The organism is Fulvivirga sp. M361 (assembly GCF_007097395.1).
GTDB lineage: Bacteria > Bacteroidota > Bacteroidia > Cytophagales > Cyclobacteriaceae > Fulvivirga.
This window is the reverse complement of record NZ_VKDC01000035.1, coordinates 48,634-62,589: the sequence shown is the minus strand read 5'-3', so window position 1 is coordinate 62,589 and position 13,956 is coordinate 48,634. Positions and strand designations below refer to the sequence as shown.

At 38.7% G+C, this 13,956-nt stretch carries 15 protein-coding genes; 6 read left to right on the top strand and 9 right to left on the bottom strand.

The window, feature by feature from the left end:
- The first annotated feature begins 133 nt into the window (after positions 1 to 133).
- Positions 134 to 631: a DUF427 domain-containing protein gene (locus FNH22_RS25850; RefSeq protein ID WP_143401409.1), complete on the top strand. Its 498-nt coding sequence runs from the start codon at positions 134 to 136 to the stop codon at positions 629 to 631.
- Positions 632 to 677: 46 nt separating this feature from the next.
- On the opposite strand, the gene FNH22_RS25845 is transcribed toward FNH22_RS25850, so the two are convergent.
- Positions 678 to 1,163 (bottom strand): GNAT family N-acetyltransferase, encoded by a 486-nt coding sequence (locus tag FNH22_RS25845; RefSeq protein ID WP_143401408.1) that lies wholly within the window; start codon positions 1,161 to 1,163, stop codon positions 678 to 680.
- A 100-nt stretch (positions 1,164 to 1,263) separates the two neighbouring features.
- Positions 1,264 to 2,010: a 3-oxoacyl-[acyl-carrier-protein] reductase gene (gene fabG, locus FNH22_RS25840; RefSeq protein ID WP_143401407.1), complete on the bottom strand. Its 747-nt coding sequence runs from the start codon at positions 2,008 to 2,010 to the stop codon at positions 1,264 to 1,266.
- Between the two features lie 240 nt (positions 2,011 to 2,250).
- Between fabG and lpdA the strand changes: the two genes are divergently transcribed.
- Complete coding sequence (gene lpdA, locus FNH22_RS25835; RefSeq protein ID WP_143401406.1) at positions 2,251 to 3,645, top strand: dihydrolipoyl dehydrogenase; 1,395 nt, start codon at positions 2,251 to 2,253, stop codon at positions 3,643 to 3,645.
- Between the two features lie 88 nt (positions 3,646 to 3,733).
- On the opposite strand, the gene FNH22_RS25830 is transcribed toward lpdA, so the two are convergent.
- Positions 3,734 to 3,985: a DinB family protein gene (locus FNH22_RS25830; RefSeq protein WP_143401405.1), complete on the bottom strand. Its 252-nt coding sequence runs from the start codon at positions 3,983 to 3,985 to the stop codon at positions 3,734 to 3,736.
- On the bottom strand, positions 3,982 to 4,251 hold the full coding sequence (locus FNH22_RS25825) for a DinB family protein (protein WP_143401404.1): 270 nt from the start codon (positions 4,249 to 4,251) through the stop codon (positions 3,982 to 3,984). Before FNH22_RS25825 ends, FNH22_RS25830 begins: the two co-directional genes overlap by 4 nt.
- A 189-nt stretch (positions 4,252 to 4,440) precedes the next feature.
- On the opposite strand from FNH22_RS25825, the gene deoC reads away from it, so the two are divergent.
- Positions 4,441 to 5,106, top strand: coding sequence for a deoxyribose-phosphate aldolase (deoC, locus tag FNH22_RS25820; RefSeq protein WP_143401403.1), 666 nt, complete (start codon positions 4,441 to 4,443; stop codon positions 5,104 to 5,106).
- Positions 5,090 to 5,329 (top strand): acylphosphatase, encoded by a 240-nt coding sequence (locus FNH22_RS25815; RefSeq protein ID WP_143401402.1) that lies wholly within the window; start codon positions 5,090 to 5,092, stop codon positions 5,327 to 5,329. The genes deoC and FNH22_RS25815 overlap by 17 nt, the downstream gene beginning before the upstream one ends.
- Positions 5,330 to 5,466: 137 nt before the next feature.
- Here the strand turns inward: FNH22_RS25815 and FNH22_RS25810 are convergent, their stop codons facing one another.
- Positions 5,467 to 5,970 (bottom strand): hypothetical protein, encoded by a 504-nt coding sequence (locus FNH22_RS25810; RefSeq protein WP_143401401.1) that lies wholly within the window; start codon positions 5,968 to 5,970, stop codon positions 5,467 to 5,469.
- 32 nt (positions 5,971 to 6,002) lie between these two features.
- Positions 6,003 to 6,809: an SDR family oxidoreductase gene (locus FNH22_RS25805; protein ID WP_143401400.1), complete on the bottom strand. Its 807-nt coding sequence runs from the start codon at positions 6,807 to 6,809 to the stop codon at positions 6,003 to 6,005.
- Between the two features lie 107 nt (positions 6,810 to 6,916).
- On the opposite strand from FNH22_RS25805, the gene FNH22_RS25800 reads away from it, so the two are divergent.
- The gene (locus FNH22_RS25800; protein ID WP_143401399.1) at positions 6,917 to 7,771 is read left to right on the top strand and encodes a lysophospholipid acyltransferase family protein; all 855 of its coding nucleotides are present in this window, start codon (positions 6,917 to 6,919) and stop codon (positions 7,769 to 7,771) included.
- Between the two features lie 10 nt (positions 7,772 to 7,781).
- On the opposite strand, the gene FNH22_RS25795 is transcribed toward FNH22_RS25800, so the two are convergent.
- From FNH22_RS25795 to rbfA, 3 genes are all read right to left on the bottom strand, one after another.
- Positions 7,782 to 10,706: a DEAD/DEAH box helicase gene (locus FNH22_RS25795; RefSeq protein ID WP_143401398.1), complete on the bottom strand. Its 2,925-nt coding sequence runs from the start codon at positions 10,704 to 10,706 to the stop codon at positions 7,782 to 7,784.
- Between the two features lie 123 nt (positions 10,707 to 10,829).
- Positions 10,830 to 11,972, bottom strand: coding sequence for an ABC transporter permease (locus tag FNH22_RS25790; protein ID WP_143401397.1), 1,143 nt, complete (start codon positions 11,970 to 11,972; stop codon positions 10,830 to 10,832).
- A gap of 90 nt (positions 11,973 to 12,062) precedes the next feature.
- Complete coding sequence (gene rbfA, locus FNH22_RS25785; RefSeq protein ID WP_143401396.1) at positions 12,063 to 12,443, bottom strand: 30S ribosome-binding factor RbfA; 381 nt, start codon at positions 12,441 to 12,443, stop codon at positions 12,063 to 12,065.
- Between the two features lie 80 nt (positions 12,444 to 12,523).
- Between rbfA and FNH22_RS25780 the strand changes: the two genes are divergently transcribed.
- Positions 12,524 to 13,954 carry a hypothetical protein gene (locus tag FNH22_RS25780; protein ID WP_143401395.1) on the top strand — a complete coding sequence of 477 codons (1,431 nt, stop codon included), beginning with the start codon at positions 12,524 to 12,526 and terminating at the stop codon, positions 13,952 to 13,954.
- The last annotated feature ends 2 nt before the right edge of the window (positions 13,955 to 13,956 follow it).

Here is a 13,956-nt window from a genome sequence, read left to right as displayed (position 1 = left end):
AGCACCCACAGCAAAAAAACATCAACCCTGATGAAAGTAGAGGGACTGCTACTTGAAGGATGACAGTAAAGAATATTTGTTCGCTTTTAAAGCCAAAAAGTGAACCCATTATCTAGCGGTTTGTTCTCTTTTCATGAAACTGCCTAAACCAATAAAGCCAAAGAAAGGACAAGAATCCGTATGGGACTATCCGCGGCCGCCTAAGCTGGAATTATTTGAAAAATTAATTGAAATCTATTTTAATGATACGCTAATAGCCAGTACACATAGAGCTTATCGTGTCTTGGAAACCAGCCATCCACCTGTTTATTATATTCCTGATCATGACGTAGAAAATAAATACCTGGTGTATTCGGATAAGATCACTTTTTGTGAGTTTAAAGGTAAAGGGGCATATTATGATATTCAGGTGGCAGACAGGTTAGCAGAAGAAGCTGCTTGGTTTTATGATAATCCAAAACTACCTTTTGCTCCTATTCGAAATCACCTTGCTTTTTATGCGGAAAAAATGGACAAATGTTTTGTAAATGGTATTCAGGTAACTCCTCAACCAGGAACATTTTATGGAGGGTGGATTACACCCGATATTATAGGGCCATTTAAAGGAGAACCTGGTACATGGGGTTGGTGAAATAATTCATTTGATTGACAGCCAAGCTGTATAGAAGGCCTTATAATTAATTCAATGACCTATACATAATATGAAAATCCACATAACCCAATGTGAGGTGATTGAATCCATTAGGTATTGTTCCAATAATTTTGAAGCCGTATTTTTCCCACAATTTTATAGCAGCTTGATTAGTACTAACTACCAGATTGAATTGCATTGCCTTAAATCCTAGCTCTTTAGATCTTTTAATAGAATGCTTACATAATAGTTTGCCGATACCCTTGCCCTGAGCATCAGGACTTACCATATAACCACAATTGGCAATGTGAGACCCTAAGCCAGGCTGGTTTGGTTTTATAAAATAAGTCCCGATGATTTCTCCCTGATCTTCTACAACGTAAGTTTCCATATCCGGTGTAAACCAGTATTTCGACAGGTCACGTTTGTCAGTATCAGGTGGAAAGACGTATGTGTCACCCGCTTTTATAACTTGTATAAAAATGCGCCAAACACTTTCATAGTCACTGACATTTGCTTTCCTGATATCCACGGCGGGATTTATGAGAGCTTATATTATGAAACAAGCTGATTTAATTTGTACTAACACAGATATAATGTGCTCAAATTGATTTAAATAGAAAACCGCAACGTTATGTCAGCATCCCACCGTCTACCTGGATCACCTGACCAGTTATATACGAGGACATGTCAGAGCCTAGAAAAACACAGGCTTCAGCTACATCATCAGGTGCCCCACCTCTTTTCAAAGGAATGGCATCTCGCCAGCTTTGTACTGTCTTTTCATCTAAAACATCTGTCATTTCAGTTTCAATGAAGCCAGGCGCAATGGCATTTGAACGAATACCTCTTGATCCTAATTCCAAAGCTACAGATTTAGTAAAACCAATAATGCCGGCCTTAGAGGCTGAATAATTCGTTTGTCCCGCATTGCCTTTCAGACCTACTACGGATGTCATATTGATGATCGAGCCGGCTCTCTGTTTCATCATAGTGCGTGTGGCCGCTTTTACGGTATTAAAACATGATTTTAGATTAACGTTGATAACAGCATCCCAGTCTTCTTCGCCTATTCTCAGCAACAAATTGTCTTTGGTGATACCCGCATTATTGATCAATATATCCAAAGATCCAAATTCTGTCACCACATCTTTGATCAACTGGTCTGCAGCACTGAAGTCAGAAGCATCGGAACGGAAGCCTTTGGCTTTAACGCCCTTTTCTTCTAATTCCTGCTCCAGCGCTTGCCCCTTTTCTATACTTGAGAGATATGTAAAGGCTATATTAGCACCATTTTCGGCAAATTTTAGAGCAATAGCTCTACCAATTCCTTTGGATGCACCTGTAATCAGTGCTGTTTTTCCTTCTAGTAATTTCATATTATTTGTTGGATATACTAAAACTTTAAAATCAATGTCATATTTGACCAATAGAAAGCATCTGTTTAATTTGAGTTTAACAAGGTGTCAGCCCTGGTTTACCAATGACGTTCATAGCCTATAACTTTTGAGTGTCGCAAAGAAAATGAAAATATTGACTCCTTCAAAACAAGGTTTTTTTGTATGCCCTTTTCGACTAAATTTGCACTCCCAAACAATGACTTATAATTAATAATTAGCATGGCAAAAAAATATGATCTTTTGGTATTAGGTACTGGTCCGGGAGGATACGTAGCTGCAATACGAGCATCACAACTAGGGTTAAAAGTAGCTGTGGTTGAAAAAGAATCACTTGGAGGCATCTGCCTTAATTGGGGATGTATTCCTACTAAGGCTTTATTGAAGAGCGCCAATGTTTTTGAATATATCTCACATGCACAAGACTACGGTATTTCTGTAAAGGATGCTGCCGTAGATTTTGATGGAATGGTGAAGAGGAGTCGTGACGTAGCTAATGGCATGAGCAAAGGAGTACAATTCCTGATGAAAAAGAATAAGATAGATGTGGTCATGGGTTTTGGTAAACTAAAGCCTGGCAAAAAACTGGAGGTAACTGCGGAAGATGGAAAAACAGAAACCTATGAAGCCGATCATATTATCGTAGCTACTGGAGGTCGATCCAGAGAATTACCCTCCATGCCTATTGATGGCAAAAAGATCATTGGCTACCGTAAAGCTATGGTATTGGAAAAGCAACCTGAAAAAATGGTAATAGTCGGGTCCGGTGCCATAGGTGTTGAATTTGCCTACTTTTATAATACCATAGGAGTGGATGTTACGGTAGTGGAATTTATGCCAAGAATAGTACCTGTGGAAGATGAAGAGGTTTCCAAGGCACTAGAGAGGAACTTCAAAAAAGCCGGCATAAAGATCATGACCAATTCAGAAGTTACCAAAGTGGATACTAAAGGCAAAGGATGTAAGGTAACTGTAAAAACATCCAAAGGGGAAGAAATATTGGATAGTGATATCGTTCTTTCAGCGGTGGGTGTTGCTACTAACCTGGAAGGGATTGGCCTGGAAGAGGTTGGTGTGGCTACTGATAAAGGTAAGGTACTTGTAGATGACTATTATAAAACAAACATACCAGGAGTTTATGCCATTGGTGATATTGTTCACGGTCCTGCATTAGCTCATGTAGCTTCGGCAGAAGGTATTATCTGTGTAGAAAAAATAGCAGGTCAGCATGTACAACCTTTGGATTACAATAATATCCCGGGATGTACTTACTGCAGCCCTGAAATAGCTTCCGTAGGATATACTGAAGCTCAGGCTAAAGAGGCAGGTTATGAAATCAAAGTTGGCAAATTCCCTTTTTCGGCTTCGGGTAAAGCGAGTGCTGCAGGTGCTAAAGATGGGTTTGTAAAAGTGATCTTTGATGCTAAATATGGCGAATGGCTTGGGGCCCATATGATAGGGGCTAATGTGACTGAAATGATAGCCGAAGTAGTGGCGTCACGTAAGCTTGAAACTACAGGGCATGAGATCATTAAATCAGTTCATCCACATCCTACTATGTCCGAAGCAGTAATGGAAGCTGCAGCGGCTGCATATGATGAAGTGATACATATATAAGTTATTCTAGGATTGAAAACGGGACGTTACCATGAATGATAACGTCCCGTTTTTATTTAATGTGACCTCGCTAAAGCAGAGGTCAACTTTATTTACTCCAGGGTGGTATAACATCATTTGAACGTGCATATGCTATTAACTGACCCATATGCTCACTGACATGGGATAGCGCAAGGAGCATTATACCTCTTCTGTTCATCGGCATGCCTCCCGGAAACTCAACCGATTCTAACAGTTTATCTTTCGGAACATTTTTGGCTGAGTTTACCAGAAACTCATATGATTTACTTAGGGCAGCTTGAATATTAGCTTTACCTGAAATGGTTTTTTCATAGGTCATAAGATCGATTTCAGCAGGTAGTTCGGCCCCCATTTTATAGATAGCCAATAATTTGCCTGGGCAACATGCATTACCGCCTCACCTGCTGAACGTATACCCTCAGCAGGTCGCCAATCATACTTTTCTTCAGGAATGGCTTCCGCCAGCTGGCCTACGCGGTTAGCGTAAAAACCGACGATTCCCATAATTTGATCTTGAACATTACTCTCTTCCTGTGCCATTAATAAGGAGGGGAACATAAATAAGAGTACAGCTATTTTTTTCATATATTTTGGTTTTAAACTATAAGTTACTGTTTTAACATTAATTAACACTACCTAATCAGGCCTTAACGATTATTTTGTTTTACCGGCATTAAATAATAAACTTAAGATATTATCAAGCCATGGATCTTATGCTTTTATACCGATCAGTCATACTTTTGCCGGAAACAACAGAAATATTAACTTGATGATATGAAGAATCTCCATCGCTATATTGAACATACTAATCTAAATCCCACAATCACAGGTGCTGAAGTAGACCAACTGGTGATGGAGGCTAAAGAAGTAGACTGTATTGGGGTATGTGTGCCTCCATTTTGGGTTAAACGCGCACGACGTGAAATAGGAGATTCAGCCTTACAGCTCGTGACGGTCATTGGCTTTCCTTTAGGGTATAATATGACGGAGGTGAAGCTCGAAGAGATGGAACTGGCCATTCGAGATGGTGCCGATGAGTTGGACCTGGTTTTAAATGTGTCTGCTTTTAAGGATGGGATGAACTGGCCCAAAATAGAGATTGCAAAATGCAGTAAGCTGGCACATGAGTATTACAAAATAATCAAAGTGATCATTGAAACTGCACATTTGAATCCTGAGGAGATAAAACAATTATGTGCTCTTTGTGCTGATGCCGGTGTTGATTTTGTAAAGACATCAACAGGTTTTGCTTCCGCCGGAGCTCAGGCAAACGACATCCGTTTAATGAGGGGGTCACTTCCTTCCAATGTTGGTATCAAAGCGTCGGGAGGAATTAAAACGTTAGAACAAGCCATAGAAATGATTATGGCAGGAGCAGATAGAATTGGCACTTCATCTGGTGTGCGAATTATCAAACAGTCAAATGATACATCACTATAAAATAGTGGTTCAAGGTAAGGTACAAGGAGTGTTTTATAGAGCTTCTACCAAAGAAGAGGCGCTAAGGCTTGGTATTAAGGGAATTGTAAAGAACCAACCGGATGGAAGTGTATATATTGAAGCAGAAGGTACTGCGGTAAAGTTAGAGAAGTTGGTTTCCTGGTGTTGGCATGGGGCATCCAGGTCTGATGTTATCCAGGTTGATTTTGAAGAGGGGGGCTGAAGAATTATGACAAGTTTGAAGTAATCTATTAAATACTTAATTGACTCTGTACAGCTTTAATTTTCAGGGAGGGCCGAATTAAAAACACTTAACTCCTGGTGTATACCTTGAACCATCAAGCCTTAGGAATAAAAAAATCAGGCTATTTTCATTTGCACTATACCTTTGTACTTATATACCTTTAAATCAAAGTGTTGCTGTATAAAGGTTTTCATTCGTGATTCAGCTAAAAATGACTTCTTACCTTCCGGAAAAAATACTGTTAGCTCAAGCACTGCTTTTACAAAATTCGGTTTAGCACAGAATTCATGGAGCCACTCTTTGTATTTGATTTTCCAGTCTTCCACGTATTTTTGGTAATGATCTTGCCCATCAAATAGTAATTCTAATTGGTTCTGACCATGCTTAAAACGATATATTCCGGCCAGATGTCGATAGAATTCAGTTAGCCGGTCGGTATATTCCGTGGCATGATTTTTTATGGCAATAGTCGTATCATCTTCCAGCCCCAAAGGATTAGCATTCACCTGGTAATAGGCCTTTACAAAGTTAATAAGGTATACGATTAACCTTTCTTCCTGATCGAATTGAGCTTTTTCAAGAATATAGTTTTTATCGAAAGGAAAATACTTTTGGATCACGGCTTTATTAAAATTTCACAAATATACTGATCTTATTTAAAAGGAGCGTCAGGTTCTTTAGCCATTACATTGTATACCATTTTATCCATGAAGCCCGGAAACCACTTATTTAAAAACACCGTCAATTTTCCTTGTGTAGTCAATATCAGGTATTTTTTTCTTTTGATGGTAGCTCTATAAATATGTTGAGCACACTCTTCTGCCGTCATCATTTTATTCTCTTCCCTTGGTGATTCTCCTTGCTGGGATCCGTCAGCCGAAAGTGATGCCTTTCTAATATTAGATGCTGTAAAGCCAGGGCAGGCTGTAAGTACATGAACTCCGGTCTTTAGCATCTCTGTTCTAAGTACTTCCAGAAAACCCTGCAAAGCAAATTTCGATGCGGAGTAACCTGCACGGGCAGGCAATCCCCTGAATCCCGCTATACTGGATATGCCAATTACAGAACCTTTATTCTTAATGATTGAAGGTAGGCAGTGTTTAGTAGCATATAGCACTCCATAGAAGTTAATATCCATAACTTTTTTTATGACATCCAGATCTACGTCTTTGAAAAGTGCGCGCATGGAAATGCCGGCATTATTAATAAGTACATCTATTTTACCATAATTTTCTAATGCTATCCGGGCCATTCGTTCATTGTCCTTTTCTATACTCACATCACATTGCACACCAGTCACAGTTATTCCGTTCTGTGAGAGTTCATTTACGGCCTCATCCAGTGTTTGTTGTTTCCTGCCCGTAATCAATATTTTAGCCCCGTGAGAGCCAAATTCATATGCCAGCGCTTTTCCAATGCCAGATGTCCCTCCGGTGATGATAACTACTTTATCCTCCATTTAATTATTTTCGTCCAAATTTGCCGAAATAGTTTGAATTCACCAGAACTATTGTTTGGCACAGCGGAACTTTCTGAAAATTCGTATGCTTTAAAGTACATTTGAACATGTTTCTCTTAAAGCTGATTTCCCGGCTTCCAATGGGTGTACTATACTTGATTGGGGACGGTATCTTTATACTCCTGTACTATGTTTTTGGTTATCGCAAAAAAGTAGCGCTGGCTAATGTAAGTAACTCATTCCCAAAGCTAAGTATTGCTGAACACCGACATATTGTAAAAGTGTTTTACAGAAGATTTTCCGAGTACGCTGTAGAGACGCTCAAAGCCATTTCAATTACGGAGAAAGAACTACTAAAACGTGTTACTTATACCAATGTACCCGAAGTGCAACCTCATGCAGATAAAAAACAGTCTATTATTGTAATCGCTTCTCATCAATTTAACTGGGAATGGGCATTGTTGGCAGGCTGCCTGGTTTTACCTTTTCCCGTGGACGCAGTATATCAAAGGCTTTCTAATAAGTCTTTTGACCGCCTCATGCTCCATACAAGGGGTAAATTTGGTGGTAGCCCAATAGATAAAAAACGAGTGTTAAGAACCATCCTGACCACCAAAGATCGGTTGCGTGCGTTGGGCATTGTGGCGGACCAGTCACCAGGTATCCACTCACCTAAATATTGGACCAGCTTTTTAAACCAGGAAACAGCATTTTTTTTAGGCCCAGAGCAAATTGCCAAGGCGGGTCAATATCCTGCTTATTTTTTTCATGTAGTACGACTTAAAAGGGGTCATTATTCCGTAGAACTTAAGCCATTAGGTGCGCCTCCTTATGACAAGCACGGACATGAAGTACTGGAAAACTATGCTAAATGCACGGAGCAACTGATTTGTAGTGATCCACCAGGATATTTATGGACACATAAGAGGTGGAAGTTACAAAGGGAGTCAGTAGAAGATTAAAGGCTTGATTTTAAGTTAGTAGCGCTTCAATATCGTCTTTGTTAAGGCTTTTTACGAAACTTTCTTCAGTGGTGATTAACTCACTGGCCAGACGCTTCTTATGTTTTTGAAGCTCCAATATTTTCTCCTCTACCGTATTTCTGCTGATAAACTTATACGTAAAGACTTTGTTCTCCTGACCTATTCGGTGTGCCCGGTCTACAGCTTGGGCTTCTATGGCTGGATTCCACCATGGATCCAGAATAAACACGTAATCCGCCTTGGTCAGGTTAAGTCCTAGCCCACCGGCTTTTAATGAAATAAGAAAAACCTTTATATCCGGGTCATTTTGAAAGCGCTCTACCTGACCTCTACGGTCTTTCGTAGATCCATCAAGGTAGGCAAAATCTATATTCATATCTTTCAAATGATCGGAGACAATAGACAAATGCTTAACAAATTGACTGAAAATCAGTACATTATGACCTTCGCTAATGGCATTGTCCAGCATAGACATTACATCCCATACTTTACCGGAAGCCCCTTCATAATCCTGATCTACCATCTTTGGGTGATTAGCAATCTGCCGTAATTTTGTGAGCCCCTGAAGTAAGATCATATGCGATTTATTTAATCCTTTTTCTTCAATGTTTTCAAGGATCTTATTTCTATAAAACGCTTTTACCTTTTCATATTCTGCTTCCTGATCAGGTAATAATGAAGAATATTGTATATTCTCCACTTTCTCTGGTAACTCTGTTGCTACTTGTGATTTATGCCTCCTAAGAATGAAGGGCTTTATGATTGAATAAAGCTTTTTTGTCTTGTTCTGATCATTGTGCTTTTCAATGGGTGTCAGGAATTCATTCTTAAAGAAATTTTGCCCACCCAGCAGACCCGGATTAACAAAACTAATTTGCGACCACAGGTCCATTGTACTGTTTTCTAATGGCGTACCTGTTAAGATCAGTCTGTGACGTGTATTAAGGTCTTTAACTGCTTTTGCAATATTTGAACTTGGGTTTTTAATGGCCTGTGACTCGTCCAGTATTACATAGTTGAAATAATAATCTGTGAGGATATCAATATCTAATCTTACGATACCATATGAAGTAAGTATAATATCGTAATCAGTAAACTTTGAGGGGTCTTTCTCCCTGTTTGATCCGGTATAGGTAAAAACTTTCAGGTTGGTAAATCGAGCGGCTTCCATCTCCCAGTTATACAGCAAAGAGGTGGGCATAACTAATAGTGAAGCACCACTGGAACCTGCTTCTTTTTCGGCTTGTAATAATGCCAAGGTTTGCACCGTTTTACCCAATCCCATGTCATCGGCAAGGCACCCGCCAAAACGAAATTGATTGAGGAACCTGAGCCAGTTGTACCCTGCTTTCTGATAGGGCCTCAATTCACCTTTGAAATTACTTGGAGTCTGAAATTCTTCAATTCCTTCAAAGCCGCGAAGACTTTCAAGTTTACGACTCATCGTTACTTTGGCAAGATTGCCATTCTCCAGGTCCTGGACCAGTGCAAGGTGATGTTTTTTTAATCTAGTGCTGCCGTCCTCGGCCTCATTAGTGAAAGAAAACAATTCGGCATATTCCACCAACCACGATTCGGGAATAACGGCTATCTCCCCATTTGGTAATTCAAATTCCAGTTTCTTTTTCGAAACCATTTTCCGTAGTTCCTTGAAACTGATTTCATAGTTACCGAATTTGATAACAGCATGAATATCAAACCAATCAATATTTTCTTTTACTTCCAGGCTGATCTTGTATTCGCCTAAGAAATACTTTTTGGAGCTCTTGCCCTTTTGTTCAATAATGAAGCCTTGCTCTTCCAATACCTGTCTATGTTCATCTAACCAACTGAAAGCGACTGGTTTTGTCAAAGCGATCTTAGAGTTTTTTAAAGACAGACCTGTTTCAGCCATGAATTTTAAGGTCTTCTTCTCATCATTCAGCTTTCGCTTTACCCGATGAAAGATATAATTATCTCCTTTTTTTTCAACACTGACACTTACCGGAGAAAGGTGATCAGCCCTGAACTTGAATGGCCCATATTGGAATGATAGGTCAAATACTATCTTCCCGTTTTGATTTTCCGAGGGGGTATTTTTTTCGTCAAATAACTCCAGGCTTTTATAGTTACCTGCTAGCTCTGAGATTGCCAAAATGGGCTTTGGCTCATATTGCTCACTGTTAATTTCAAAGCCTTTGGCATAAACATCGAAAGAGGCTACCAATGGGGCCACGAATTTATTATAGTAGGTTTCTTCTACGTTTTTGGGAATAACAATAAATTTCTTATTGAGAAAAGGCATCAACTTTTTGCCATCGATATTTTTTTCAAATGAATAAAGCTTACCTGCATGTACCATCCATGCCGGGTTCTTACACACTATAAAAGCGCCTTTATATTGAAAATCGACTTTTTCATCATTGTATTTTATGGTGGGGAAATAATGTGTGTTGTCATCATTTCTCCGAAAGTGAAAGAGTACAGAAGCTTTATTTTCTAATACCTCTATATGCCGCCAGGCAGGTTCACCGTCGTTACCCATTTCAAAAAGCATCTTCCCTTTTAATCTTTCCAGGATTTTTGCCCTTCTTCTTTCCAGAAAATTCTCAATTTCTCTTTGAAGCAGCTCATTCCCTTTTTGATCGTCATACACTTTCAGGAAGAAGTCTTCCGGTTTAATCGTTTTCTTGTAAAACTGCTTGATAATAGCATCTTGTTGTGTGCTATCCATCAGGTCTATCAACTCGAAATCAGTAGCATCCAGACCTTTTTCAAATTCACGTGCATTTTTAGAAGAAATATTTTGATGCTGTAGGGTAAGCTTACCTTTATCATCTAAATGGATGACGAAAGATTCGAACAGATACCCAAGGTACTCATGTTGGTATAGTGAATATATAATTTGAAAGGGCTTAGTAGCTGATACCTTCATATTATTCTAAAAAACGGAACTTGCAAATTAATAATTTTGCTACACTTAGACCTTCAATTCTTTATGTGTTTTCGTTAAAAAAATTACATAGCCATTCAATAAGCAGAATATCAGCGTTTTGAACTAAAGATATTGGGCACTATTGTAGCGTGTAGCCATAACTGCAGGCCGGTAAGCAATAATAAATGTAATTATAATAAGACTTACAGCAGTGAATAAAAAATCGGTTAGCTCCATTTGAACAGGATAATTCTCCAGAACGGAAGTTTCCATCCCCATAGATACAAGTCCGAAATTTTGCTGCAACCAGCAGATTGTACCCCCTAGCATAAGACCTACAATAGCTCCGCTGAGTGAAATAATAATTCCTTCACCCAAAAAGATTTTCTTTATTAAGTTATCCGTTGCCCCAAGACTGTACAGTATAGAGATGTCTTGCTTCTTATCAATGGCCAGCATAGTGAGAGAAAAAAAGATATTTATAGAGCCCACCGCAAGTATGAATGCGAACGCGATGAAACCAAATAGTTTTTCTAACTTGAGTAATTTGTAAATATCAGCATGTTGTTCTTGGTTGTTTTGGACCCTGAAATCGTTACCGAGTATATTTCTTAACTCATCTCTTACGTTATCCACTTCATATCCGTTTTTTACTTTAATCTCAAGAGAAGTACGCCTTTTGTCATAGTTTAAAAGATCTTTTACAAAATCTAGAGGAACGAATATATAGTTTTCATCGTAACTTTTCTCAATAGCAAATACGCTACCAGGGAGGATGTTTTTTTTGCTGTAGAGTTTGCTTACATCAAGTGAGCCAGATTTTATGTCTTTTATATAGTGCACTTGTAAGGGATGCAGGTCGTTTTCCGGTGACATGGAAAGGGCGTATTGAATGCCTTGACCTACTATGGCATAGCTAACATCTCCTTCTTTCAACTTTAACTCACCACTAACAATGTTATGCTTGTCAAAACGACCTTGTTCAAGAAAATTATCACTTACTCCTTTAATAGTTGCCACCATCTCTGATTTACGATATCTGATGTAGACATAGTCTTCTATCACTTCTGTTAAAATACCTATACCTTCAGTGGCTTCTATTTCAGTGAATAAACTATCGGTCAGATCAAATGATTTGCCTTTAACATATTCTACTTTTATCTGTGGATCGAAAGAACTATAAAGTGAACTTATCAGGTTACTCAAGCCGTTGAAAACGGAAAGCACGATGATTAATGCAGCAGTACAAACCGCTACGATGATCATAGAAATTATTGAGATGACATTAATGAAATTCCGTTTTTTAGACGAAAAAAAATACTTACGCGCAATAAAGAAAGGCAGATTCACTGTTGATCAATTTTCCAGGTCAGATGAGTCTGCCTCAGGTATATCCAGATTGTCAATAATTTGATCAATACGAGATGCCTGCTCTTCTACTTCATCTATATAAAATATCAATTCAGGGACTTTTCTTACCTGTTTACTTATCTTATTACCCAAATCCCGGCGGAACTCACTTTTATGTTTATTGATCTTTTCCAACATAAGCTTTTTGTCATTGACCAGCATCATAGAAAAATATACTTTGGCTATTCCAAGGTCAGGGCTCACTTTGACATCAGCCACTGTCACCAATGAATTCGAGAAAATCCCAGGCTTATCTTTTTGAATGATATCACTAAGGTCTTTTTGGATCAGTCGAGAAAATTTTTGCTGACGTTTGCTTTCTGTCATACCACAAATATCCGATTAATTTGCTTTTTTTCTATATTCGCTCAAGTTGGTACTATTGGTAAGAGTTAAAACACAGTGCTTTGCTTACATTTTTCAGACTTAATGATCCGTATCGTCTTGTTATCATTTTTTTTCTGCTGCTGGCGCTAAGAATGCCGGCACTAATTAGCGAAGAAACATTAACGGTTCCTGAGTTGAATTATATGTTGGTAGGTGAAAAGCTGGCCGCCGGAGAAAGTCTATACGATGGTGTATGGGCTAACATAGGCCCTCTTTCTGCATTAGTCTACGGTACTATCGACTTTCTATTTGGCCGGTCTCAATTGGCATATCAAATTTTTGCGTTACTCTTTGTTTTTGTTCAGGCATTTTTTTTTAACAGAATACTGCTCATCAATAAGGTACTCAACGAAAATACCTATATTCCTGGCTTGATCTATGCTTTTTTGATGTCCTATTTTTGGGACTTCTTTACGCTGACACCGATTTTGATGAGTGTTACTTTCATCTTATTAGCGTTACACAATATTTTTAGTCATATAGAGTTTCGTGCCAGAAAAGATGAAATGATCCTGAACATCGGACTGTTTTTGGGCATCGCTTATCTGTTCTATTTTCCGGCCTTTATCTTTGGGTTAGGTACGTTGGTTATTTTTGTTTTGTTTACAGGTACTGTAATCAGGAGATACTTCATGCTGATGTATGGCTATTTTTTACCGTTTATTCTGACATCACTGTATTTTCTTGTATCAGGGCGATGGCAAGATTATAGCTATAGCTTTCTACAGCCGCTTTTCTTCGGTTTTCGACATTGGTATACCTCTTACCTTTCTGTTTTAATGATCCTGAGTGTCCCTTTGCTGTTATTGGTCTTTTCTTTTCTGAAAATGGGTAGTAGTGGCCGTTTTAATAATTACCAGGTCAGACTGAACAGGGCCATGTTTGTGTGGTTTTTGTTTTCTCTCGTGGTTGTTTTCCTGAGTGATGTTAATGCGCCCAATACTTATGTCATTTTAGTACCGTCATTAGCTTTCTATTTTGGGCACTTTTTTTTATTGATGAGACGAAAGTGGCTGGCGGAATTAACCTTTATTTTATTTATAGCCTCGTTGGTCTATGTAAATTATGGAACGACCTATTCATTTTCGTTTTTTGCAAACCGATTTCATACGGAGGATTATGTGATTGACAATGAAAAGTACAAGGAGTTTGCAGGTAAGAAGATCCTGGTGCTGGGAAAAGATATAAGTCCGTACAGGCATGCGAAAATGGCTACACCTTTCCTGAATTGGGACATTTCAAAGAGTATTTTCCAGAATCCGGACTATTATGATAATCTGTCGTTGATCTTTAAAGGGTTTAATGATGATATGCCAGAGCTTATTATAGATAAGCACGCTGTAATGCCCGTAGTTTTCGAACGGATAGTACCACTGAGTGAATTTTACGAGAGTAAACTTCCGGGCATATATCAATTGAAAACCCAACCAATAAATTCAGAAATTAACTGATA